Origin of the sequence: Enterococcus sp. AZ140, from assembly GCF_051714405.1 — a bacterium.
GTDB lineage: Bacteria > Bacillota > Bacilli > Lactobacillales > Enterococcaceae > Enterococcus_B > Enterococcus_B pernyi.
Genome location: NZ_JBIORU010000001.1, coordinates 2154558 through 2176178, shown reverse-complemented (window position 1 = coordinate 2176178; position 21621 = coordinate 2154558). Strand labels below are relative to the sequence as shown.

The 21621-nt window shown below is 38.0% G+C and carries 25 protein-coding genes, 1 pseudogene and 1 riboswitch; of the genes and pseudogenes, 24 read left to right on the top strand and 2 right to left on the bottom strand.

Annotated elements, in window-relative coordinates; translation table 11 throughout:
- The first annotated feature begins 499 nt into the window (after positions 1 to 499).
- The 9 genes and pseudogenes from IGJ39_RS09990 to IGJ39_RS09950 all read left to right on the top strand — a co-directional run bounded on the left by IGJ39_RS09990 (position 500) and on the right by IGJ39_RS09950 (position 6594).
- On the top strand, positions 500 to 1402 hold the full coding sequence (locus tag IGJ39_RS09990; protein WP_155756799.1) for a PBECR4 domain-containing protein: 903 nt from the start codon (positions 500 to 502) through the stop codon (positions 1400 to 1402).
- Positions 1403 to 1778: 376 nt separating this feature from the next.
- Positions 1779 to 2204: a hypothetical protein gene (locus IGJ39_RS09985; protein ID WP_065095699.1), complete on the top strand. Its 426-nt coding sequence runs from the start codon at positions 1779 to 1781 to the stop codon at positions 2202 to 2204.
- 18 nt (positions 2205 to 2222) lie between these two features.
- A pseudogene (locus IGJ39_RS09980) lies at positions 2223 to 2420 on the top strand (hypothetical protein); the annotation flags it as partial.
- 123 nt (positions 2421 to 2543) lie between these two features.
- Positions 2544 to 2939: a hypothetical protein gene (locus tag IGJ39_RS09975; protein ID WP_438764579.1), complete on the top strand. Its 396-nt coding sequence runs from the start codon at positions 2544 to 2546 to the stop codon at positions 2937 to 2939.
- A gap of 338 nt (positions 2940 to 3277) precedes the next feature.
- A complete protein-coding gene (locus tag IGJ39_RS09970) occupies positions 3278 to 3670 on the top strand; it encodes a hypothetical protein (protein WP_271553678.1) in 393 nt (130 codons plus the stop codon).
- On the top strand, positions 3663 to 5237 hold the full coding sequence (locus tag IGJ39_RS09965) for a cutinase family protein (protein WP_065095656.1): 1575 nt from the start codon (positions 3663 to 3665) through the stop codon (positions 5235 to 5237). Before IGJ39_RS09970 ends, IGJ39_RS09965 begins: the two co-directional genes overlap by 8 nt.
- A gap of 13 nt (positions 5238 to 5250) precedes the next feature.
- Positions 5251 to 5544, top strand: a complete 294-nt coding sequence (locus tag IGJ39_RS09960) for a hypothetical protein (RefSeq protein ID WP_065095657.1) — start codon at positions 5251 to 5253, stop codon at positions 5542 to 5544.
- A gap of 3 nt (positions 5545 to 5547) precedes the next feature.
- A complete protein-coding gene (locus IGJ39_RS09955) occupies positions 5548 to 5874 on the top strand; it encodes a hypothetical protein (protein WP_019723969.1) in 327 nt (108 codons plus the stop codon).
- Between the two features lie 99 nt (positions 5875 to 5973).
- The gene (locus IGJ39_RS09950) at positions 5974 to 6594 is read left to right on the top strand and encodes a sugar O-acetyltransferase (RefSeq protein WP_010734876.1); all 621 of its coding nucleotides are present in this window, start codon (positions 5974 to 5976) and stop codon (positions 6592 to 6594) included.
- Between the two features lie 163 nt (positions 6595 to 6757).
- Here IGJ39_RS09950 and IGJ39_RS09945 read toward each other — a convergent pair whose 3' ends face one another.
- Together IGJ39_RS09945 and IGJ39_RS09940 are read right to left on the bottom strand one after the other, a co-directional pair.
- Entirely contained in the window at positions 6758 to 7336 is a 579-nt protein-coding gene (locus IGJ39_RS09945; RefSeq protein ID WP_065095658.1) for an ECF transporter S component, read from the bottom strand.
- 6 nt (positions 7337 to 7342) lie between these two features.
- Positions 7343 to 8317 carry a nucleoside hydrolase gene (locus IGJ39_RS09940; protein WP_065095659.1) on the bottom strand — a complete coding sequence of 325 codons (975 nt, stop codon included), beginning with the start codon at positions 8315 to 8317 and terminating at the stop codon, positions 7343 to 7345.
- A gap of 23 nt (positions 8318 to 8340) precedes the next feature.
- Positions 8341 to 8385: riboswitch (PreQ1 riboswitch) on the bottom strand.
- A gap of 291 nt (positions 8386 to 8676) precedes the next feature.
- Here IGJ39_RS09940 and IGJ39_RS09935 point away from each other — a divergent pair.
- The 15 genes from IGJ39_RS09935 (at position 8677) to IGJ39_RS09865 (ending at position 21601) form a co-directional block, all read left to right on the top strand.
- A complete protein-coding gene (locus IGJ39_RS09935; RefSeq protein ID WP_171844985.1) occupies positions 8677 to 9642 on the top strand; it encodes an alpha/beta hydrolase in 966 nt (321 codons plus the stop codon).
- Positions 9643 to 9732: 90 nt separating this feature from the next.
- Positions 9733 to 10008 (top strand): GNAT family N-acetyltransferase, encoded by a 276-nt coding sequence (locus IGJ39_RS09930; RefSeq protein WP_019724263.1) that lies wholly within the window; start codon positions 9733 to 9735, stop codon positions 10006 to 10008.
- 200 nt (positions 10009 to 10208) lie between these two features.
- Complete coding sequence (secG, locus tag IGJ39_RS09925; RefSeq protein ID WP_010734881.1) at positions 10209 to 10445, top strand: preprotein translocase subunit SecG; 237 nt, start codon at positions 10209 to 10211, stop codon at positions 10443 to 10445.
- A gap of 202 nt (positions 10446 to 10647) precedes the next feature.
- On the top strand, positions 10648 to 11394 hold the full coding sequence (locus IGJ39_RS09920) for an alpha/beta hydrolase (RefSeq protein WP_065095661.1): 747 nt from the start codon (positions 10648 to 10650) through the stop codon (positions 11392 to 11394).
- A 2-nt stretch (positions 11395 to 11396) separates the two neighbouring features.
- Positions 11397 to 13760: a ribonuclease R gene (gene rnr / locus IGJ39_RS09915; protein ID WP_438764575.1), complete on the top strand. Its 2364-nt coding sequence runs from the start codon at positions 11397 to 11399 to the stop codon at positions 13758 to 13760.
- Positions 13761 to 13793: 33 nt separating this feature from the next.
- Positions 13794 to 14258, top strand: coding sequence for an SsrA-binding protein SmpB (gene smpB / locus IGJ39_RS09910; protein WP_010734884.1), 465 nt, complete (start codon positions 13794 to 13796; stop codon positions 14256 to 14258).
- 301 nt (positions 14259 to 14559) lie between these two features.
- Complete coding sequence (gene atpB, locus IGJ39_RS09905) at positions 14560 to 15279, top strand: F0F1 ATP synthase subunit A (protein WP_010734885.1); 720 nt, start codon at positions 14560 to 14562, stop codon at positions 15277 to 15279.
- Positions 15280 to 15328: 49 nt separating this feature from the next.
- A complete protein-coding gene (gene atpE, locus IGJ39_RS09900) occupies positions 15329 to 15544 on the top strand; it encodes an ATP synthase F0 subunit C (protein ID WP_010734886.1) in 216 nt (71 codons plus the stop codon).
- A 101-nt stretch (positions 15545 to 15645) separates the two neighbouring features.
- Positions 15646 to 16170 (top strand): F0F1 ATP synthase subunit B, encoded by a 525-nt coding sequence (gene atpF / locus IGJ39_RS09895; RefSeq protein ID WP_010734887.1) that lies wholly within the window; start codon positions 15646 to 15648, stop codon positions 16168 to 16170.
- Positions 16157 to 16699, top strand: coding sequence for an ATP synthase F1 subunit delta (gene atpH / locus IGJ39_RS09890; RefSeq protein WP_010734888.1), 543 nt, complete (start codon positions 16157 to 16159; stop codon positions 16697 to 16699). Before atpF ends, atpH begins: the two co-directional genes overlap by 14 nt.
- A 22-nt stretch (positions 16700 to 16721) precedes the next feature.
- Positions 16722 to 18278 carry a F0F1 ATP synthase subunit alpha gene (gene atpA, locus IGJ39_RS09885; RefSeq protein ID WP_010734889.1) on the top strand — a complete coding sequence of 519 codons (1557 nt, stop codon included), beginning with the start codon at positions 16722 to 16724 and terminating at the stop codon, positions 18276 to 18278.
- A gap of 13 nt (positions 18279 to 18291) precedes the next feature.
- On the top strand, positions 18292 to 19194 hold the full coding sequence (locus IGJ39_RS09880) for a F0F1 ATP synthase subunit gamma (protein ID WP_010734890.1): 903 nt from the start codon (positions 18292 to 18294) through the stop codon (positions 19192 to 19194).
- A 22-nt stretch (positions 19195 to 19216) separates the two neighbouring features.
- A complete protein-coding gene (gene atpD, locus IGJ39_RS09875; RefSeq protein ID WP_010734891.1) occupies positions 19217 to 20623 on the top strand; it encodes a F0F1 ATP synthase subunit beta in 1407 nt (468 codons plus the stop codon).
- Between the two features lie 13 nt (positions 20624 to 20636).
- Positions 20637 to 21059 carry a F0F1 ATP synthase subunit epsilon gene (locus IGJ39_RS09870; protein WP_010734892.1) on the top strand — a complete coding sequence of 141 codons (423 nt, stop codon included), beginning with the start codon at positions 20637 to 20639 and terminating at the stop codon, positions 21057 to 21059.
- A gap of 311 nt (positions 21060 to 21370) precedes the next feature.
- Positions 21371 to 21601, top strand: a complete 231-nt coding sequence (locus IGJ39_RS09865) for a DUF1146 family protein (protein ID WP_029594144.1) — start codon at positions 21371 to 21373, stop codon at positions 21599 to 21601.
- Positions 21602 to 21621 lie beyond the last annotated feature (20 nt).

The following is a 21621-nucleotide window of genomic DNA, read 5'->3' as shown; positions in this document are numbered from 1 at the left end:
AAAACCTAAAATTGCTAGAACAATAGAACCAACTACTAAACTTGTTTTTCTTAACATAGTTATCCTCCTTCAGTAGAATGGGTTAACGCAAGTTTTACTAACTATAGGAGAATAATATTTAGTTGATTGTAGTTTGTCAAATTATTGATATATGTGCTGATTGTAAATGATAAAGTAAAAACATTGGTCTAGGTTCATATTTATTTAGTACTTGTTTTACGGTGAATTATAGCATCATATTTATTCGGTTTAGTAGGACGTACCTGACTAATATTACAACTCACTTGTAGAGGCAATTAAATTGTGGTACTATATTTTTGAAAGAAGTCGAGAATTCTTGGGCTTAATTGGAATTCTTGAAGAATGTATTTTCTTGCCTGAAAGGGTATCAGTTATCTGACGTGATGAAAGAGCCATTCATCAAAATCTTACTTTCAAAGTCATTGGGTGCTGACTTAAATGTAATCCTTATTTTGTAGCGAAGGTAATTTTGTTACGAATGAATGAAGTGTTTACTTACGATATCACGTATTTAAACATAGGCTTAGGAGAAGCCTTGATACACAGTTATCAAAAACAAGCACCCTTAAAAGAGAACTGGGAAAGCGAATGTGCAGTATGCATGTTCGCTTTTTTTACTAATTACAATTTAAATAGAAAAGAAAGAGAGCTTACAATGGAATATTCAAAAAAATTTGTGAAAACCTATCAATTATCTAAGTTATTCACCGAGAGCAATGAATTTCATTTGTTTTGCCAGACTATGATTTCTTTACTTACAGTTTTTCAAGAGGAATTTGTACATCGAAAAATAGATTACTTTTTTAAAGCGGGAACAAAAGAGAGACAGCAAAAAATCTCTTTATGTGTACCTAAAGAAAGTATTATGCATTTATTTGGAATTAATTACTATGCCTCCCATGAGAGACATACTATACATTTATATAATCAGCCAAGTTTTGCTTTAAGTTTTTATCGTGATTTTGAATCGAATAAACTGGACTTTTCAAAATGCTGGGTTGAAAGTTTAGCTAAAGTAAAAGATAAAATGTCAGTTCTTAAATATATCAAAGACATTAAAACTGACAATGTTAGAGTTGGAAAATATGGGATACTTAGAACTATACCAATGACTAACACATTAAGTATACATAGAACATTTTTGGGATTAGGGCTATATCATGACAATCCTGAATTTTCAGTACCTCGCACTTGTCTTAATTTAAAAAAAGATAATGAAGCACAAAATAATACTTCTTTTAGAAATGTATATAAATGTTCAAAAATCATTGAATATGAAAGATTACCCAATGGAAAGTGGCAAAAAATAAGGCATGATGACTATACAAAGTATCTCCAAGCGGAAAAATCTTTGAAAAAGAAAAATAAAAAAAGAAAATAGCTCTTTGATTAAAAGAATCATAAACTTATTTATTATTTTTAACTATCTTGTTATTTAGGTAGAAGCAAGAGAGCCGTTTCAGTATACATATTTTTCAAATAAATTTAACTAGAAAATAAAGCCAAGACTGTATCAGTCTCTGGCTTCATTTTTTTATAGCTATTTATTGATATATGACACATTTCGTAGATAACCTGTTGACTCTAAAAATTAAGTAACATGATCTATCTAATCAGGTTTTTATCCAAGGATAGATTATAGTTTGTTATAATGTTTATGAAAGCGTTATAATTGATGGCCAAATAAGGGCACAAATAAAAATAGCTAACATGGAATGCGTATATATAGAGAAAGAGAGGCTCGATTTTTGAGATGAATGAAAGTAGTGGTTAGGAGGGCAAATAGTGAGAAAAAAATCATTGTGGTTTGCATAATTACGTTTTTAACATTAGTGAGTATTTTAGGAATAAGAAAGATATTGGAACCTACAGAAAAAGCAAGACAAATCGCTTTTTTAAAGGCGCATGAAAAGGAAATCACGGAGTATATAAAAAGTTATAGTTCTCAAGATGGGAAGATTACGTTTAATTGGGAGACAACAGCAGTAAATACAGGTATTGCATTTTCCGAACCTGTATTGATTGTCAAATTTGATATTAGTGACAGTTCAAAATCAGAGTATAACAATCGAGGTTATGTACTTAGGGTAAAAACTGATTTAAAAAAATTAAATAAAATAAGGGAATTGATGGTTTTAAATGACCCTATTTATTCTAATATTCAGGAGGGAATAAATGACTGATTTGAAGATAACTATAATATATATGTTAATTTAGCGCAAAGTGCGTATACAGAACTTCCAAAACCGTTTCCTTATGAAGTACTTTTGGAAAAAGACCGTACTAAACTAGACAATAATAATTCTGTTAAATTCAATTTCCCAAATGCAAAAGATGCTCATGGAAATGATTTAAGTACAGTCTACCTGCAACCCGATACTACCGTAAAAACAGTCAAATAATTAGCAAGAATACGACTGCCGAAAGTAAACGGAGGATGAAGTGAAAACTGTGTGAAAGTGCCGATATTCTGTCTGAATATACCTAAATATTTTAGGTGCAAGAAATGGAGAGATAATCAATTGGGGAAGAAAAAATGGTTGGTTTTAGTATGTGTAGGTATATTATTAGTCATTTTGACAACGATAGGAGTGAATAAAATAAGCGAACCAACAGAAAAAGAGAACCAAATTGCTTTTTTGAAAGAGCATGAAAGTAAAATGACAGAATATATTAATCAATCTGAAGGTAAAAAAGTAACAGCGATTAATTATGATTGGAACAATGTTAATCAAGTGGTTATCGGAAATGGTCTTCCTAGTGGTGCAGGTAAAAAAATTCAAATTTTTGGATTCGTAAATAATAAGCCAAATATGGATTTCAGGCTTGATATAGAATTAAATAAAAACAATATACCTGATATGTCAACTTTACATTATGGTCAAAAAATAAATTATGAGGGAGAACATCATGTCTGATTTAGAAAATACAAATAATATATGCAAATTTTGCACAAAGATCTTATACAGGTCGTGAGATTAACTTTCCTTATGAAGAGCTTAGCTTTAGTAAAAAAAAGAAACTAGACAATAATAATTCTGTTAAATTCAACTTCCCAAATGCAAAAGATGCTCATGTAAATGATTTAAGCACAGTTTACCTCCAACCTGACACCACCGTCAAAACAGTCAAGGAGTTAGGAAACATCCGAGTGCCGAAAGTAAACGGAGGATGAAGTAAAAAATGTGTGAAAGTGCCGATATTCTGTCTGAATATATCTAAATATTTTAGGTGCAAGAAATGGAGAGATAATCAAATGGGGAAGAAAAAATGGTTGGTTTTAGTAAGTGTAGGTATATTATTAGTCATTTTGACAACGATAGGAGTGAATAAAATGAGCGAGCCAACAGAAAGAGAAAAACAAGTAGCTTTTTTAAGGGCACATGAAGCAGAAATGACAGAGTATGTGAAATCTCAAAACCCGAAGATTCAAAGTGTTAAGTATGAATGGGATAGTGTGAAAGTCGATGATATAGGAAATGGGACACCTATGGGCGCTGGAAAATTAATGACCATTAATGGGAAATTTAATGATATTAAGGAGTCAAACTTTATATTAAGTTTTGGAGTGGATGAAAAAAATATGCCTAAGCTTGATACAATAGGGCTTCTAAGCTCATTATATGTAGGAGGAATGATTTATGAGTAATTTAGAGAGTTTTGATAATATTTTTGCTAGCCTAGCAGAAAGTGCTTATAATAATCGTCCCAATTCTTTTACAAGTTACCAAAATAGAGAGAGAGTAATAAAATTTGACTTCTCTAAAGATAAAAAAATTAATGGAAAGTTAACAAAAGGTGGTAAAAAGTTACCCAACAACGGTGTGGTCTACCTCCAACCCGATACCACCGTCAAAACAGTCAAGGAGTTAGGAAACATACGAGTGCCGAAAGTAAACGGAGGCTATGAAGTACAAAGTTATGTGAAAAACACATATAAGCAAGGACTCTTGACGGATGAAAAAGCTGGATTCAATGCTTATTATGTGACGGATACGCCTAAGTTGTCGATAGAGACTAAGCATACTTATTTTGTTACTAGAGGCAGTGATGGTATTTCTTCAAGTAATTTGAATCTTAATGACTGGTGGCATAATAACCAGGCATTTACAACAAAAAATGCTTATATTCCGCAAGCAAAATTAGCAAATCAAGCCATGCACCAGAAGATAACGGAAATGACCACACAAGCACCTCATGCTACAATGTCTGTCACAGGTCATTCTCTGGGAACGATGGTGTCGATTCAGGCTGTGGCGAATCTCCCTGAAAAAGATATTGCTAAAATCGACAAAGTGGTTTTGTTTCAAGGACCTGATGCGCGTGAAAGTATCAATAAAATGTCTGAACAGGCACAAAAAAATATCCAGAAGTTGGAAGAGCATGGGAAAATCGACTATTACGTCAATGCTTTTGATATCGTTTCCATGTTGAATAGAAATAAGCCTGGAGTAGATGAAATCGGGAATGTTCGCTATTTACTACCGAAATCTTTTAACACGACGTTTGATATGGAAGATCAAAACGGCTCGAGTCATGATTTTGGACAGTTTCAAATAAATCCTGATGGCACACTTCAGGAAGCTAATTTAAAGGAACATGGCTACATTTTTGCTGCGGGGGTAAAGGTTTCCCAATTGATAGATAAATATTTGAATCGTGTAGTAAAAGAAAAACCAGAAGGTGGGTTATCTTTTACCGAAGTCATAAAATTATTGCTATCTGGAGAATATAAAGATTTTGAAAAAGAATATGCCAAGATTATTGCAGAGGCAAAAGTTGCTAGTGAATGGAACGAGACGGTCAACGAATTACATAAAAGAATTTCTAATGCTTCAGGTTCTAAAAAAATCACTTTACAATCGGAGTTAGTTCAATCGATCATCCAAAAGGCGAAAAATATAGGCGAAGAGTACGAGATCATCTTTAAAAATGCCCAAAAAGAATTTGAAGATGAGATTACGGCAATATCGAAAGAAATATTGGCTGGTGCGGGAGCAATCAAAAACTATTTGACTTATTGGGAAGTACAAGAGATGGTTTCCCCGTATGGAATAAATAATTTATGGGACAGCGGACAAGCCTCATTAAATACGAATCAAGTGAAACAATATAAAGAGAAGCTGGAGGAATTTAGTAATAAACTGGCGGTAGTAGCAAATCATCTTACAGAGTATGACAGACAGGCAGGAAATATTTTGTTCAAAAACAAGTGAAAGGAGTTTATCCATGGAAGATAGAGAATTACAAGAATTTTTAGAAAGACTTGGACAAGAACAAAAGGAACGGGAACGAGTAGCCATACAAGCGCTGATTCTGGCAAAGGAAAGTCGCATCGCTCAGGCCAAGTTAACTTCGATCGAATCCCTAAAAGAGATCTCAGAAGGAATGTATCAACAAACGAATAGTGTCTTACCATCTACTTTGAAAGGCGCTTTAGAAGGGGAAAGTGCCGTTGGAGCAGAACAGTATGTCAAACAAATGAAACAACCAACGTTGGTCACACCTGTGAAAAGGGGGTAAAGAATGGGGACAGTAGAGAAACAACGGAAACTACAAGATTTAGAGGAGCAATTCTATCAAAACAAACGTCAGATACACCGTCAACAAGAAGAAATCGATCATCAGTTAGTAAACTTTAGGAAAGAAACAGGTCAATTGGTACAAAAAATCATGTATTTGACGAAGAATGATCATTGGGATAGCCGACAATTCTATCATCAAATGGAGGCAATAGATCGTAACCTGATCCATACGGCTCAAAACTATGCACGACAATTAGAAGAAAAAGAGCAAGAATTAACAAGATCCTATCGAAAAGAGATAGAGCGAATTCACGAAACCAATTACTAGAAAAAAAGTGTCACGATCTTTCACAAATCTCTCTTCCTTATAGAAAATAGACTCTCTGTTATAATACATGTAAGCAAATAAGATAATAGGGGGAGAAAGATGAGCGAAGATGATGTGAAACAGATAACCAATACAGGGTTGCCATACGATGATATGGACTCTAAAGTAGTACACGCACGAAATCATGCCTTGAGACAATGCAGGAGATACAATTTTCTCGTGAATTCAGAAAATCATTATAAATACCCCATTTTACGGGCGCTATTCGCTTCAATGGGTGAGAATGTCTATATCGAGTCGAATTTTCAATGTGAGTTTGGATTCAACATTTCTATAGGAAATAATGTTTATTTGAACCATGATATGATCATTCTTGATTGTCATGAGGTGACGATCGGAAATGACGTTTATGTAGGGCCGAGAGTTGGTTTGTATGCAGCCAATCATGCAGAAGATCCATTTGAACGTGCTGATCATGTCGTTTATGCGAAGCCGATCCATATTGGCGATAAAGTTTGGTTAGGAGCGGGAGTCCATGTTCTTCAAGGGGTGACGATTGGTGCAAATAGCATCATTGGGGCAGGAAGTGTCGTAACAAAAGATATACCAGAAAATGTGATTGCTGCGGGGAATCCATGTAAAGTGATCCGACCGATTACGTATAAAGATCGAGAAAAAAATATTAAAGTCCAAGATAGTGCCTTGTTGATGGAACGATAGCATACTGGATTCAGGAAAGTCTCTTTCAGTCAAACAAGAGACAAAAACTTTTGGATAACAAACAATACCCGAACGATGGATCATTCCTTCTCATAGAGATGAGAGAAATTGATTCGACGTTCGGGTTTTTGCATTTAGTGATTAGCTATAGTACAAATACGCATCAACGATTTCTTGTCTTTGCCACTACTTGGTTTGGTAATTTCAACACAACGAGTGAAACGACAAGGACCGATAGCAGCCGATCTAAATAATCTGTCGCTGCTTGAACGATCGTGACACTTACAGCTTGGTTTAGTCCTAATCCGTAAAGAAGTTGGACGATGGCACTTGAACCTGATGAGGTGATACCGCCAAATAATTGGATCGTGATGATCGAGGATAGTATGGTTCCAGGCGCTGAAAGGACAAATGTCCACGCCAATAATGAAAGTCTACTCTTCAAACCGTGTGCCTGTAATTTCTGTGGTAAAATCAACCCTGCTAATAGTCCAGTGACGATTTGTATGGGTGAATAATACAAAGAGAACATGTCCATTGTCACGCCACTAAGCAAACTACTACTCAATCCTGTCAAAACACCAGGAATTGGTCCGAGTAAGGCACCGGCAAAAATCGTGCCGATCGAATCAAGATAAATCGGTAAACGGAGCCATAAAGCAATCGTTCCACCGAGAAAGTTGATTCCGATACTTAGTGCCATGATTGTGATCATTCTTGTCGTGATTTTCTTTTGTGTCATCTTTTTTCATCCTATCTTTAATCTTTCCAGATCATTTTTTATCAATTCTTCTTGTGCATGTAAAAGAACGGCTAAAAACTTCCGGAAAAAAAGAGAGGTGTCGACATCTGTCATGATTAGACTGTTTGGTTTTTTCTGCCAAAAATCATAACGATCAACCAAGGTTTGTCCGCGGCTGATGCCTTGTGTTTCAACAGCAGTATAGCTAGTGAATCCTTGGCACAGTTGTTCATCGATGAAATAAGCAACTGCTAAAGGATCATTGATGACACAACCAAGGATGCGTTCTTGCTGCCAGTGAAAGTCAAAGTAAAAGCGTGTGATTGCTTTTAAATAGTTGCCTTCTTGAGGTGCAAGTTGGCAACAATATTCTAGGATCGTTGGTGTAAAGACGATTTCTCGTGTCACGTCTAAACCGACCATCTCGATCATTTGACCAAGATGTTCAAATACATAAGCTGCGGCATCAGGGTCACACCAGTAATTGTATTCTGCTACTGGTGAACAATTGCCGTGGCTTTTATACGTGCCGCCCATCGAAACAAATCGATCCATGTGCTTTCCTAGTTGTGGATTCTTTTGTAAAGCAGAAGCGACATTTGTTAGCGGCCCTAACGCAATCACTGAAGTATCTTTTTGTTCAGCAAAATAACTCGCTAAAAAATCAACAGCGTGGATCGTTTCGGCTTGCTTGTCTGTTACTAATGGGAAGTTCGTTTCCCCTAGACCGTCCATGCCGTGAGTATCTTGAGCGCTGATAAATGGCGTGTTGAGTGGTGTTGCAGAACCTTGATAGACAGGGATGTCTAAACGGTCACAACGTTCCAAACAACGGATCACATTTTCAGTTCCCAAATGTACGGGGACGTTCCCACAAACGGTGGTGATTGCGACAACTTCGATTTCTGGTGATTTTAATGCAAACAATAGCGCTAATGTATCATCGATACCGGGATCGCAATCAATAATAACTTTTCGCATTATTTCCAATCTCCTTTCTTTAGAGACACTTAGTTTTTTATCCTGGGAAGTTTCCGAACCAGTCCAAGGGGTCAACCCTTGATTCCAATGCACGGCATTAGTATACTTATTTTTATGAAGAATGTAAATGTTATGCAAACAATTCATTATCTCTTATGAGTGTTAGAAGTAGGAAGAGAAGATCGTTTGTAAGGAATAAGGTGTTTAAAATTACAGCTGGTCAATGGTTCACTGTCTGCCTCTTTGGTAGAACGTGGTACAATAGAAATGAACGTTGAAATACGTAGGAGAAAGCTAGAGCACCATTTAGCATACTTGAATTTTTGTTTCAATCACCAAGTAGAAAGTGTGGGATGCAAGTGATTGTTTTTTATAGTTTATTAATTATGTTATTAATGATCGGTAGTTATCATTTTATTGCTTATCTGTACGCAAAGAAGTTGATCAAAACTGGATTACAACGTGGTTATGCTTGGTATGAAGAGACAGGTCATCAACTCATGGACCCTGCCTCTTTGACGACAGTCGAAGAGCAACGCCAACGTTTAGAAGATCTAGCAGAAGATTTTTGGCAACAAGGAGAACCCATTATGACCAAAAGTCAAGAGGGGTTAAAATTGAAGGGGAGGATATTCTCTACTTATTCGAACAAAGGTAAATGGGTAGTCTGTGTCCATGACTATCGCAGCACAGGAAAAAAAGACATGTCTTATATCGGGAAAAAGTATGCAGAAAAAGGCTTCAATGTCTTGATCCCTGATTTGCGTGCCCATGGGGAAAGTGAAGGGGAGATCATTGGGATGGGGTGGTTGGATCGATTAGATCTGATACTCTGGATCAATGAGATCTTGCAACGAGAGCCAGAGGCTAAGATCATCTTACATGGAGGCTCAATGGGGGCTTCTACGATCATGATGGCTAGTGGCGAGAAGTTGCCGAGTGCTGTCAAAGGCTTGATCCTTGATAGTGGCTTTGTATCCGTTTATTCAGAATTTCGTTATATGTTAAGCAAATTGACAGTTTTTCCAAAAAAAATCATTATGCGACATGCGAATCGTTACGCACAAAAATATGCAGGCTATTCTTTGAAACAGGCATCAGCAACGAGACAGTTAGGGAGCAATCATTTACCCGTTCTGATCATCCATGGTGAACATGATCATTTTGTTCCGATGGAAGCAGCTTATACGATCCAAAATGCAACGGCAGGAGATAAAGCCTTACTGCTAGTGCCTGGAGCAGAACATTTAGAAGCAGTCAGTAAAGATCCAGAGACCTACTGGACAGTGATTTTTTCATTCATTGAGCAAAGAGTGGGTCTATAAGTACAAATGATTGTTTGAAAAAAATAGGACTGGTAAAATCAAATTGAATAAAGAAACTGTTCGTTATTTTAGGGTTGGGAGAGTGAAATGATGGAAATCAAAGAAGAAAAAAATCGCTTAGTGTTATTGGACGATGAACAAAATGAAATAGGAGAAATGACGTGGTCTGATGCTGGTCCTGATATTATGATCATTGATCATACATTTGTTGATCCTGCATTTCGTGGACAGAAATTAGCAGAAAAATTGGTTGCTACAGGAGTAGAAGTAGCCAGACGTACTGGCAGAAAAGTGATTCCGTTATGTCCCTACGCAAAAGCGGAGTTTGAGAGAAAAGCTGAATATCATGATGTTTGGCGAAAATAAGCGTTAATGGTTAGCAAAAAAGCATTGATTTTAGAGGAGGATACAGGTGGATCGTTTGTCACAGAACCTGCAAAAAAATCGATGTGAAAAAGCCTAGAAATGTTCTTTAAAACATCGCCCATCTTATGAAACACTGTTGTCACAAGACGTGTTATGTGATAAAGTTAGAAGGACGATATTTTGAGAAAGGAGGCTGTTTGATGTATAATATTATTTTAGGGATCGTCATTGTCATCTCGATTATGATGGTCATTGCAATCATGATGCAACCAAGCAAACAAAATAGTGCAGCAAGTGCATTTACAGGTGGCGCAGATCAATTATTCGGAAAGCAAAAAGCACGTGGATTTGAAGCAGTAATGCAACGCTCGACAGCTGTTATGGGCGCTGTATGGATGATTCTGTTGTTCGTACTTGCATTTTTATCTTCTAAATAAATCGTTCGAAACCAATGATCAGAAGTGATCATTTGCTTCATTCAGATTTTGAGGATATACGGATGGTTCATCGATTGTTCAAAAAAATAGAAGGTCTGGGAAACGAAATGCTCCCAGACCTTTTTTGTTGAATAGAAAAAGAACCGTTATATAAGAAGGTATTTGCTAACTATGGTAAAATAAGGCTAATGAGGTGAATAAAATGAAAAGTCTACCACAACCTATTTATGAAAAACATGGGAAGCGTGCAATCCTCTTATTGCATGCGTATTCAGGTAGTCCAAATGATGTACGGATGTTAGCCCGTTTTTTAGAGAAATCAAACTATTCGGTCTATGCCCCAATGTTTACAGGACATGGCACGCTTGCTCCAAATGAGATCTTAGAACAGGACGCTGAGACGTGGTGGCAAGACACGAAACAAGCGATCCAGTTTCTCAACGATGAAGGATTTTCTGACATCGCCGTATTAGGATTGTCGATGGGTGGCATTTTTGCCGTTCGAGCATTATCAGAATTTCCGATGATAGGAGGCGGATTTTTTTGTTCGCCAATTTCTCCAGTAGAAAATCATGTGCCGGAGAATTTTGAGAATTATGTACGCCAGGTCTTGAAAATTGCCGGTGAATCGGAGTCGATGATCGAACAACAAGTCGAAAGCTTTCGGCCACGAGTACAGCAACAATTAATAGATATTCAAGAGCAAGCAGCAATAACAGAAAGTAAGTTATCAGATATCCAAAAACCAGTATTCATGGCTCAAGCGGGTCAAGATGAAATGATTGATCCTTATGGTGTCTACGAGACAGCAAAAAAACTTACGCAAACTGACATTTCCTTACACTGGTATCCAGAAAGTAAGCATGTGATCACAGTAGGAATAGCAAGAAAAGCGTTTGAAAAGGATGTATTGGATTTTCTAGAGAACTTACCTTGGAATGAGGAATAATAATGACAAAAGAAACATTAAAAGAAAAAATCATTTTCTTTATTGAAAGCAGTCGTAAGAAAAGTTTTTCGATGGAAGAAATCGCTGAAGGTCTTGGCTTTCAAAAAAGCGAAGATTTTAAATTACTAGTGCAAACCATCGCACAGATGGAAAGAGAACAAAGTATCGTATTTACCAAAAAAGGAAAAATCAAACTGCCACTTCAGCCTATTTTGATTGAAGGAACGTTCCGCGCAAATGAGCGAGGATTTGGGTTTGTCACGATCGATCCTGAAGAAGATGATGTGTATATCCCCAAAGAAGCGACTGGCTATGCGATGGACGGGGATACTGTTGCAATCGATATCGTCAAAACGGCGGATGCCTTTTCGGATCGTGGAGCCGAAGGAAAGGTCGTTGAGATTCGTCAACGCGCAACCACACAAATTGCCGGAGAGTTCATCGCTTATACAGAAGATGAAATGGCAGAAACGGATCTTTATGGAGTAGTCATTCCAAAAGATAAAAAAATGAATCAATTCAAAGTGTACGCCGCAGCAGAAGGTGTCCGTCCAGTAGATGGAAGTATCGTGCTGATCGAATTGACCCATTATCCAGAAAAAAGCTATGCAACGAGTTTAGAAGGAATCATCAAACAAGTCATTGGTCATAAGAATGATCCTGGGATGGATATTTTATCGATTGTCGTAGCCAATGGGATACCGACCCATTTTCCGGATGATGTATTAAGCGAAGCAGATGCTGTACCAGATAGTATCAGTGACAAAGATTTGATTGGTCGCAGAGATTTACGTGACCAATTGATCGTGACGATCGATGGCGAAGATGCCAAAGATTTAGATGATGCAGTCACAGTTAGAAAGTTAGATAATGGGAATTACTTTTTAGGTGTCCACATTGCCGATGTTTCATACTATGTGACAGAAGGCAGTCAATTAGATCGTGAAGCCTATGAACGTGGAACAAGTGTGTATTTGACTGATCGTGTGATTCCGATGATCCCGCAACGTTTATCAAATGGTATTTGTTCGCTGAATCCTAAGGTTCCTCGTTTAACGATGAGTTGTGAAATGGAGATCGACCCAATAGGGAAAATCATTTCTCATGAGATTTTTCCAAGTGTGATCCAAACAACAGAGCGAATGACTTATACAGCAGTCAATCAGATCTTAGAAGAGCAAGACGAAGAAACTATGGCTCGCTATGAATCATTGGTTCCTATGTTTCAAGCGATGGGTGAGTTGCATGAGATCTTAGAGACGATGCGTATTCGTCGTGGTGCGATCTCTTTTGAAGATCGGGAAGCCAAAATCTTGGTTGATCCAGACGGTCACCCTCAAGATATCCTCTTGCGGAGTCGTGGTGTAGGAGAACGTTTGATTGAATCCTTTATGTTAGCAGCCAATGAAACGGTGGCAGAACATTATTCACGTGCGAATTTCCCTTTTATTTATCGTATCCATGAGCAACCAAAAGAAGAGAAAATGCAACGATTCTTTGATTTTGCATCTGCTTTAGGAATTTTAGTCAAAGGAACGAAGGGCACGATCACACCTAAGGACTTACAAAAAGTGATCAAAGATGTTGAAGAAAAACCGGAGTCAGCAGTGATCAATACCATGTTGTTAAGAAGTATGCAACAAGCACGCTATTCTGAGGATAATTTTGGTCATTACGGATTAGCAGCAGAGTACTATACACATTTCACGTCACCGATCCGTCGTTATCCAGACTTGATCGTGCATCGTTTGATTCGTTCATATGGTCAAGATCCAAGTGAAAGCAATCAGACGCATTGGGAAAATGCACTGCCTGATATTGCCGATCATAGCTCGAAAATGGAGCGACGTGCAGTTGAAACAGAACGTGAAGTGGACTCAATGAAGAAAGCCGAGTTTATGATGGATAAAGTGGGAGAAGAATTTGATGGGATCATCAGCTCTGTGGTGAAATTCGGGTTATTCATCGAACTTCCAAATACAGTAGAAGGTTTGATTCATATCAATGAATTAAAACAAGATTACTTCCACTACATTGAAAACCATCTAGCGCTCGTTGGTGAGCGGACAGGATTAACATTCAAGATCGGGCAAAAAGTACGAGTGAAAGTAGTCAAGGCTGATCCTACTGAGCGAGCGGTTGATTTTGAATTAGTCTCAGCAGAAGAATTGGCACCGCTGGAAGCGCCAAAAGGAAGAAGAAAAGAAGCAAATAGAGGTTCTTCAAAACATTCAAATGGACGGCAAACGGACAAGAAAAAACGTCCGAAAAAAGCCGATAGTAAATATGGTCCAAAAAAAGAAAAAGGGAAAAAAGGAAAAAAACCTTTTTACAAAGGCGTCACCAAGAAGAAAAAGAAAAAATAAATAAAAAATGAAAATGAATTGGGGGAATGTCCAATGCCAAAAGGCGAGGGAAAACTGATTGCGCAAAATAAAAAAGCTCGCCATGATTATTCGATCATCGACACAATGGAAGCAGGAATGGTTTTACAAGGTACAGAGATCAAATCTATTCGCAATAGTCGTATCAACTTAAAAGATGGATTTGTTCGTGTGAGAAACGGCGAAGCTTTTTTGCATAATGTCCATGTCAGCCCTTATGAGCAAGGGAATATCTTTAATCATGATCCACTAAGAACTAGAAAATTGTTATTGCATAAAAAGCAAATTGCGCGTTTATTGAATGAAACAAAAAATACCGGAATCACGATTGTTCCTTTGAAAGTCTATATCCGAGATGGCTATGCGAAAGTCTTGATCGGATTGGCCAAAGGGAAAAAATCGTATGATAAGCGAGAAGATCTGAAGCGAAAAGATGTGGATCGACAAATTGATCGTACATTAAAAAATTTCTCTAGATAATTTCATTATCCTTTTTCGCATATTCGGTGCTTTTAGATTTACTTAATGATAAAATTTGTTAGCATTTAATCTGATGAAACATGATTATCACAGGTTTTTTCTGAGTTTCCAGACATCATATCATCCATGTTTTTGATGATTTTTAGACTGAAATAAAAAAGTGTCTAATTTTCATGAAAATACTTTGAAATTTCTATTTCGTGGTGGTATGATACCGTTTGGTTAGAAACCGATAAAGAAAAACCAGATACACACATGAAATTGATTTTATGTGAAATTCGGGGAAAAGAGGTGAAATGGATTGGATGAACGCTCGCTAACGTTCCACATTGGACCGGTTTGGTTTGATGGGACTGTTTGTTTGATGGTGTTGTTAACTTGTTTGATCGTTTTCTTTTTAGTTTACTTCTTTACAAGAAATCTAAAGATGAAGCCAACTGGGAAGCAAAATGCACTTGAATGGGTCATTGATTTTACACGAGGGATCGTTACAGATAATGTACCTAGAAAAGAATTGAATAATTTTCATTTATTGGCATTTACCTTGTTTCTCTTCGTTTTTGTTGCGAACAATATCGGTTTAGTTACAAAAATCGTCTTACCTAGCGAAACGACACTTTGGAAAAGTCCGACAGCAGACCCGTTTGTAACTTTAACATTGGCATTTATTATGATCACACTTACTCATCTATTCGGGGTGAAGAAGCTCGGTTTCAAAGGTTACTTTGTCAACTCGTTCCTAAAACCCTATAGTTTTATGTTTCCAATGAAGGTGATCGAAGAGTTCACAAACTTGTTAACACTTGCTTTACGTCTTTATGGGAATATTTATGCGGGAGAAGTATTGCTAACTTTGATCGCAAAAATGATGACAAGCTTAGGCTGGTTCTCATTGCCTTTAGCAATTCCGTTAGAGATGGTTTGGATCGCGTTCTCACTATTTATCGGAAGCATCCAAGCATTTGTCTTTGTCACTTTATCAATGGTATATATGAGTCACAAAATCGAAGTAGAAGAGTAAAACAACTAGATTTAATTACTATTTAAACTATTTTAGGAGGAAGTAAATTATGAATTATATCGCAGCAGCAATCGCAATCTTAGGGGCAGCTATCGGAGCTGGTTACGGTAATGGTCAAGTAATTTCTAAAACAATCGAATCAATGGCACGCCAACCTGAAATGTCAGGTCAATTACGTACAACGATGTTCATCGGGGTAGCCTTAGTCGAAGCCGTTCCTATTCTAGGTGTTGTTATCGCCTTGATCCTAGTTTTTGGTGTGTAATAAAAATGCTCAGGTTGCGCGATAGTCAAAAAAGCTATCTACTATTTTATTAAATACGCAATCTAAGAAAACTGGATTCTCAGAGAAAGGAAGGCTAACCTATGCTGAATCAATTGGCAATTGCAGAAGTTGGCAATCCGATGTTAGGTAATATCATCGTTGTCAGCGGCTCATTTTTGATATTAATGGTCCTATTAAAACACTTTGCGTGGGGACCGATCAGCGATATTTTAAAAAAACGTGAAGATAAGATCGCCAATGATTTAGATTCTGCAGAACAATCTCGCATCAAATCAGCAAAATTAGAACAAGAACGTGAGCAACAATTGTTGGCTTCTCGCTCTGATGCTGCGGATATCATCAAACATGCGAAAGAAAGTGGAGAATTAAGCCGCCAAAATATTTTGAAGGAGACGCAAGAAGAAGTTGCTCGTCTAAAAAGTAAAGCCCAATCGGATATCACGATGGAACGTGATACGGCATTGAACTCAGTCAAAGACGATGTAGCTGAACTTTCTCTTCAAATCGCGGAAAAAATCTTGAATAAAGAATTATCTCCAGAAATGCACGAATCTTTAATCAATCAATACATCGAAGGTCTAGGTTCGTCAAATGAAACTAGATAAATATACAGTAGGTAGACGTTACGGAAAAGCATTATTTGAACTGGCGATCGATTCAAATAATACAGAAGAAATTTACCAAGAACTTCTTAGTCTACGTAAAATCTATGCTGATGTTCCTGAATTAGGGAGTATCCTTAGTGATGTTCGGTTGGAACCTCATGAAAAGCGATTGATCATGGACAAATTAGTCAGTGGTTATCAAGGAATTGTAAAAAACTTTTTAGAAGTCGTGTTCATGTACAATCGGATGAACGATCTACCTTTGATGATCGACGAATATGAACATCGCTACAATGAAAATAATGGTTTGTTACTGGGAAGTGTGACTACAGCAGTCCCACTTTCAGCGGAACAATTGACTAGACTTGAAGAAAATGTCGCTAAAACAATGAACTATCAAACGGTCGAATTGAAGCAACAAGTTGATTCTACGATCATTGGTGGGGCAATTGTAGAAGCAGATCATCAAGTGATCGACGGAAGCATTCGGACGCAGTTGGAAAAATTGCGTAATCAATTAAATAGATAGTACAAAGAGGTAGGTGAATCGAATGGCTATCAAAGCAGAAGAAATTAGTGCCTTGATTAAAGAACAAATTGAACATTATGAAAACGTGCTTTCAGTCGAAGAAATCGGTACAGTCACTTATGTTGGTGACGGAATCGCACGTGCGCATGGACTTGAAAATGCCATGAGTGGTGAACTACTTGAATTTTCGAACGGTTCATATGGTATGGCACAAAACTTGGAATCAAATGATGTCGGAATCATTATCTTAGGTGATTTTGAATCCATTCGTGAAGGGGATAAAGTAAAACGCACAGGAAAGATCATGGAAGTACCTGTAGGGGACGCAATGATCGGACGTGTCGTCAATCCTTTAGGACAACCCATTGATGGGCTAGGTGAAATCGTGACGGACAAAACACGTCCAGTTGAAGCGATGGCACCTGGTGTTATGCAACGTAAATCAGTCAACGAACCAATGCAAACAGGGTTGAAAGCGATCGATGCGTTAGTACCGATCGGACGTGGACAACGTGAATTAGTCATCGGTGACCGTAAAACAGGGAAAACATCGATTGCAATCGATACAATCATCAACCAAAAAGGTCAAGATATGATTTGTATCTATGTAGCTATTGGACAAAAAGATTCAACGGTACGTACACAAGTAGAAACATTGAAAAAATATGGCGCAATGGATTATACGATCGTAGTCAATGCGGGCGCTTCTCAACCTGCACCATTGCTATACATCGCACCTTATGCTGGAACAGCTATGGGTGAAGAATTCATGTATAACGGCAAACATGTATTGATCATTTTTGATGATCTATCTAAACAAGCTGTTGCCTATCGTGAGCTTTCTTTATTACTTCGTCGACCACCAGGCCGCGAAGCCTATCCAGGGGATGTTTTCTACTTGCACTCACGTTTGTTAGAACGTGCAGCAAAATTAAGTGATGATCTAGGTGGAGGGTCAATGACTGCTTTACCATTTGTTGAAACACAAGCTGGGGATATCTCTGCTTATATTCCAACAAACGTCATTTCGATCACTGATGGACAAATCTTCTTAGAAAGTGATTTGTTCTATGCAGGAACTCGTCCAGCCGTAGATGCAGGGTTATCAGTTTCTCGTGTTGGTGGTTCAGCACAGATCAAAGCAATGAAAAAAGTTGCCGGAACATTGCGTCTAGACTTAGCAAGTTATCGTGAATTAGAAGCATTTACGCAATTTGGTTCTGATTTAGATGCGGCGACACAAGCGAAATTGAATCGTGGTCGTCGTACAGTAGAAATCTTGAAGCAAAAATTACATGCACCTCTTGCAGTGGAAAAACAAGTAGTCATCTTATATGCATTGACACACGGTTACTTAGACAGTATCCCTGTAGATAGCATTTTAGATTTTGAACATGAGTTATTTGAATATCTTGAGACAAATCATGCAGATCTCTTTGAAACGATCCGTACAACGAAAGATCTTCCAGAAGAAGAAGCGTTGAACCAAGCAATTCAAGAGTACAAAGATATCTTTATGGCAACAAAAGGAAATAATTCTTCAACAGAAGACAAATTGAAATCCATTCAAAATGCATAGTGAGGTGAGATGAATGGGCGCTTCATTAAATGAAATCAAGACACGAATCGCGTCAACGAAAAAAACGAGCCAAATCACTCGTGCCATGCAAATGGTCTCAGCTTCTAAATTGACAAAATCTGAAGCTTCTTCACAGAAGTTCCAGATTTATGCCAATAAGGTGAGAGAAATCGTTACGCATTTAACAGCAACACAATTAACTGACATTGCTTCGGCTAATCCAAGAGGAGATGTCAATTATAATAGTATGCTGATCAGTCGACCAGTTAAAAAAACCGGTTATATCGTGATCACAGCTGATGGTGGGTTAGTCGGTGGCTACAATAGTTCCATATTGAAACAAACCATGTCCATCTTGGAAGAAGATCATCAATCACCAGATGAATATGTCATGATCGCCATTGGTGGTACCGGAGCGGATTTCTTTAAAGCTCGTGACATCAACTTAGCGTATGAACTGCGCAATTTGTCTGATCAACCTAGCTTTGATGAGGTTCGTAAAATCGTGAACATGGCAACGACCATGTATCAAAATGAAGTATTTGACGAATTGTATGTATGTTATAACCATCATATCAATTCATTGACTAGTCAATTTCGTGTAGAAAAAATGTTACCTATTTCAGATTTAGATCCGGGAGAAGCGAAAAGCTTTGAGCAAGAATATATTTTTGAACCTTCAAAAGAAGAAATCTTGACTCAACTGTTGCCGCAATATGCCGAAAGTTTGATTTATGGTGCGATCGTCGATGCGAAAACGGCAGAACATGCCGCGGGAATGACTGCAATGAAAACCGCAACAGATAATGCTGCGAACATCATCGATGATCTGACGGTTTCTTATAACCGTGCAAGACAAGGGGCGATCACCCAAGAAATTACCGAAATTGTTGCCGGAGCATCGGCACTAGAATAGCAAGGAGATTGGAGGAAAAAAGATGAGTTCAGGCAAGATTGTTCAAGTAATCGGTCCCGTTGTCGACGTGGAATTTTCTTTAGACCAATCCTTACCAGATATCAACAACGCATTAGTTGTTTATAAAAATGATGAGCAAAAATCAAAAGTTGTTCTTGAAGCAGCATTAGAATTAGGTGACGGTGTGATCCGTACGATCGCAATGGAATCGACGGATGGACTACAACGTGGAATGGAAGTCATCGACACAAGTAAAGCGATCTCTGTACCAGTTGGAACAGAAACATTAGGTCGTGTGTTCAACGTGTTAGGTGAAACAATCGATTTGGAAGCACCATTTCCAGAGGATGCCCAAAGAAGCGAGATCCACAAGAAAGCACCAAATTTTGATGAATTAAGCACAAGTACAGAGATTCTTGAAACTGGGATCAAAGTCATTGACTTATTAGCACCTTATTTAAAAGGTGGGAAAGTTGGATTGTTTGGGGGTGCCGGTGTTGGTAAAACCGTACTGATCCAAGAATTGATCCATAATATCGCCCAAGAACATGGGGGAATCTCAGTGTTTACCGGTGTTGGTGAACGTACCCGTGAAGGAAACGATCTGTATTACGAAATGAAAGATTCAGGCGTAATCGAAAAAACAGCGATGGTGTTTGGACAAATGAATGAGCCACCAGGTGCTCGTATGCGTGTCGCACTAACTGGATTGACGATTGCGGAATATTTCCGTGATGTCGAAGGACAAGACGTGCTCTTATTTATTGATAATATTTTCCGTTTTACCCAAGCAGGTTCGGAAGTATCTGCCTTACTAGGACGTATGCCATCAGCGGTTGGTTATCAACCAACCTTAGCGACTGAAATGGGACAACTCCAAGAACGGATCACTTCAACGAAAAAAGGTTCGATCACTTCGATCCAAGCAATCTACGTGCCAGCGGATGACTATACTGACCCAGCGCCAGCAACGACATTTGCCCATTTAGATGCAACGACAAACTTGGAACGTAAATTGACCGAACAAGGGATCTATCCAGCCGTTGACCCACTTGCTTCTTCATCAAGTGCGTTATCTCCTGAAATCGTAGGAGAAGAACACTACAAAGTAGCGACTGAAGTACAACATGTATTACAACGTTACCGTGAATTGCAAGACATCATCGCTATTTTAGGGATGGATGAATTATCAGATCAAGAAAAAATATTGGTTTCACGCGCTCGTCGAATCCAATTCTTCTTATCACAAAACTTCAATGTAGCTGAACAATTCACAGGTCTTCCAGGTTCTTATGTACCAGTTGAAGAAACTGTCAAAGGCTTCCGTGAGATTCTTGAAGGTAAATACGATGACCTTCCTGAAGAAGCATTCCGCAGTGTCGGCCGAATCGAAGACGTTGTCGAAAAAGCGAAAAAACTAGGCTACTAGAAAGGGGTGCCCCATGGATCAATATTTAACTGTTAATGTGGTTACTCCCGATGGTTTAGTTTATGATCACCATGCGGCAATCGTTGTTGCACGCACTACTGCTGGCGAACTTGGTATTTTACCACAGCATGCGCCCATCATCGTGCCTTTAACAATCGATGAAGTTCGTGTGAAGCGGACAGATTCAGATACACACGTTGACTGGATCGCTGTGAACGGCGGCATCATGGAAGTTCGCGATAACTTAGTTTCAATCGTCGCAGATAGTGCGGAACGTGAACGAGATATCGACGTCACTCGAGCAGAACGCGCAAAACAACGTGCTGAACGCCAAATCGAAGAAGCCAAACAAAAAGAAGATAAGAATGAACTGAAACGGGCAACTGTTGCGTTACACCGCGCAGTGAACCGTATCAATGTATCAAAACATAAGTGATTACTATAATTGACAAGTAATTGAATTATGGTGGGAGAACAACTCCCAAAAGAAGAGATCGGGACAAACACTTATGGGTGCTAATGCAGCCACGTGTGTTTCCCGATCTCTTCTTTTCTTTATCATTCATTGTTAGGATAAAATTTATTTTTTTAGTGTAAAGAAATGATATTTTTCATCCATTTTTCAGAGTTTGTCAAGAAAATTACAGAGATTTATCATTTTTACAACCAATAATTTCTACTTTTATAAAATTTATGGTATCATCAGTGTGTTAGTTATCAAAAACATTTGTTAGAAAGGGCGTAATGATGCAAGTATATGGTATTGATGCAATCATTCGGATCGTTAGTCATTTGGCATTTATTTACTTAGCCTTTTGGTCTTTGCGTTCTTTACGCGTTGACGCTTTTTTTCGTTCAATGCATACGACACAAATTAGAATGGCAATTGTCCTTTTTTCAATTTTTTTAGGGTATACAGCGAGCAGTTTTTTCTTAGAGATCATTGCGCTATGTCGAAATCTTTTCGTCAGCCTATAATTTTAAAAAAAGGTACTATT

What these genes read in the sequence shown, in the direction of transcription:
- IGJ39_RS09990 (WP_155756799.1), top strand. Translation starts at nt 500, where the DNA reads ATGAATGAAGTGTTTACTTACGATATCACGTATTTAAACATAGGCTTA.
- IGJ39_RS09985 (WP_065095699.1), top strand. Translation starts at nt 1,779, where the DNA reads ATGAAAGTAGTGGTTAGGAGGGCAAATAGTGAGAAAAAAATCATTGTG.
- IGJ39_RS09970 (WP_271553678.1), top strand. Translation starts at nt 3,278, where the DNA reads ATGGGGAAGAAAAAATGGTTGGTTTTAGTAAGTGTAGGTATATTATTA.
- IGJ39_RS09965 (WP_065095656.1), top strand. Translation starts at nt 3,663, where the DNA reads ATGAGTAATTTAGAGAGTTTTGATAATATTTTTGCTAGCCTAGCAGAA.
- IGJ39_RS09960 (WP_065095657.1), top strand. Translation starts at nt 5,251, where the DNA reads ATGGAAGATAGAGAATTACAAGAATTTTTAGAAAGACTTGGACAAGAA.
- IGJ39_RS09955 (WP_019723969.1), top strand. Translation starts at nt 5,548, where the DNA reads ATGGGGACAGTAGAGAAACAACGGAAACTACAAGATTTAGAGGAGCAA.
- IGJ39_RS09950 (WP_010734876.1), top strand. Translation starts at nt 5,974, where the DNA reads ATGAGCGAAGATGATGTGAAACAGATAACCAATACAGGGTTGCCATAC.
- IGJ39_RS09945 (WP_065095658.1), bottom strand. Translation starts at nt 7,336, where the DNA reads ATGACACAAAAGAAAATCACGACAAGAATGATCACAATCATGGCACTA.
- IGJ39_RS09940 (WP_065095659.1), bottom strand. Translation starts at nt 8,317, where the DNA reads ATGCGAAAAGTTATTATTGATTGCGATCCCGGTATCGATGATACATTA.
- IGJ39_RS09930 (WP_019724263.1), top strand. Translation starts at nt 9,733, where the DNA reads ATGGAAATCAAAGAAGAAAAAAATCGCTTAGTGTTATTGGACGATGAA.
- secG (WP_010734881.1), top strand. Translation starts at nt 10,209, where the DNA reads ATGTATAATATTATTTTAGGGATCGTCATTGTCATCTCGATTATGATG.
- IGJ39_RS09920 (WP_065095661.1), top strand. Translation starts at nt 10,648, where the DNA reads ATGAAAAGTCTACCACAACCTATTTATGAAAAACATGGGAAGCGTGCA.
- rnr (WP_438764575.1), top strand. Translation starts at nt 11,397, where the DNA reads ATGACAAAAGAAACATTAAAAGAAAAAATCATTTTCTTTATTGAAAGC.
- smpB (WP_010734884.1), top strand. Translation starts at nt 13,794, where the DNA reads ATGCCAAAAGGCGAGGGAAAACTGATTGCGCAAAATAAAAAAGCTCGC.
- atpE (WP_010734886.1), top strand. Translation starts at nt 15,329, where the DNA reads ATGAATTATATCGCAGCAGCAATCGCAATCTTAGGGGCAGCTATCGGA.
- atpF (WP_010734887.1), top strand. Translation starts at nt 15,646, where the DNA reads ATGCTGAATCAATTGGCAATTGCAGAAGTTGGCAATCCGATGTTAGGT.
- atpH (WP_010734888.1), top strand. Translation starts at nt 16,157, where the DNA reads ATGAAACTAGATAAATATACAGTAGGTAGACGTTACGGAAAAGCATTA.
- atpA (WP_010734889.1), top strand. Translation starts at nt 16,722, where the DNA reads ATGGCTATCAAAGCAGAAGAAATTAGTGCCTTGATTAAAGAACAAATT.
- IGJ39_RS09880 (WP_010734890.1), top strand. Translation starts at nt 18,292, where the DNA reads ATGGGCGCTTCATTAAATGAAATCAAGACACGAATCGCGTCAACGAAA.
- atpD (WP_010734891.1), top strand. Translation starts at nt 19,217, where the DNA reads ATGAGTTCAGGCAAGATTGTTCAAGTAATCGGTCCCGTTGTCGACGTG.
- IGJ39_RS09870 (WP_010734892.1), top strand. Translation starts at nt 20,637, where the DNA reads ATGGATCAATATTTAACTGTTAATGTGGTTACTCCCGATGGTTTAGTT.
- IGJ39_RS09865 (WP_029594144.1), top strand. Translation starts at nt 21,371, where the DNA reads ATGCAAGTATATGGTATTGATGCAATCATTCGGATCGTTAGTCATTTG.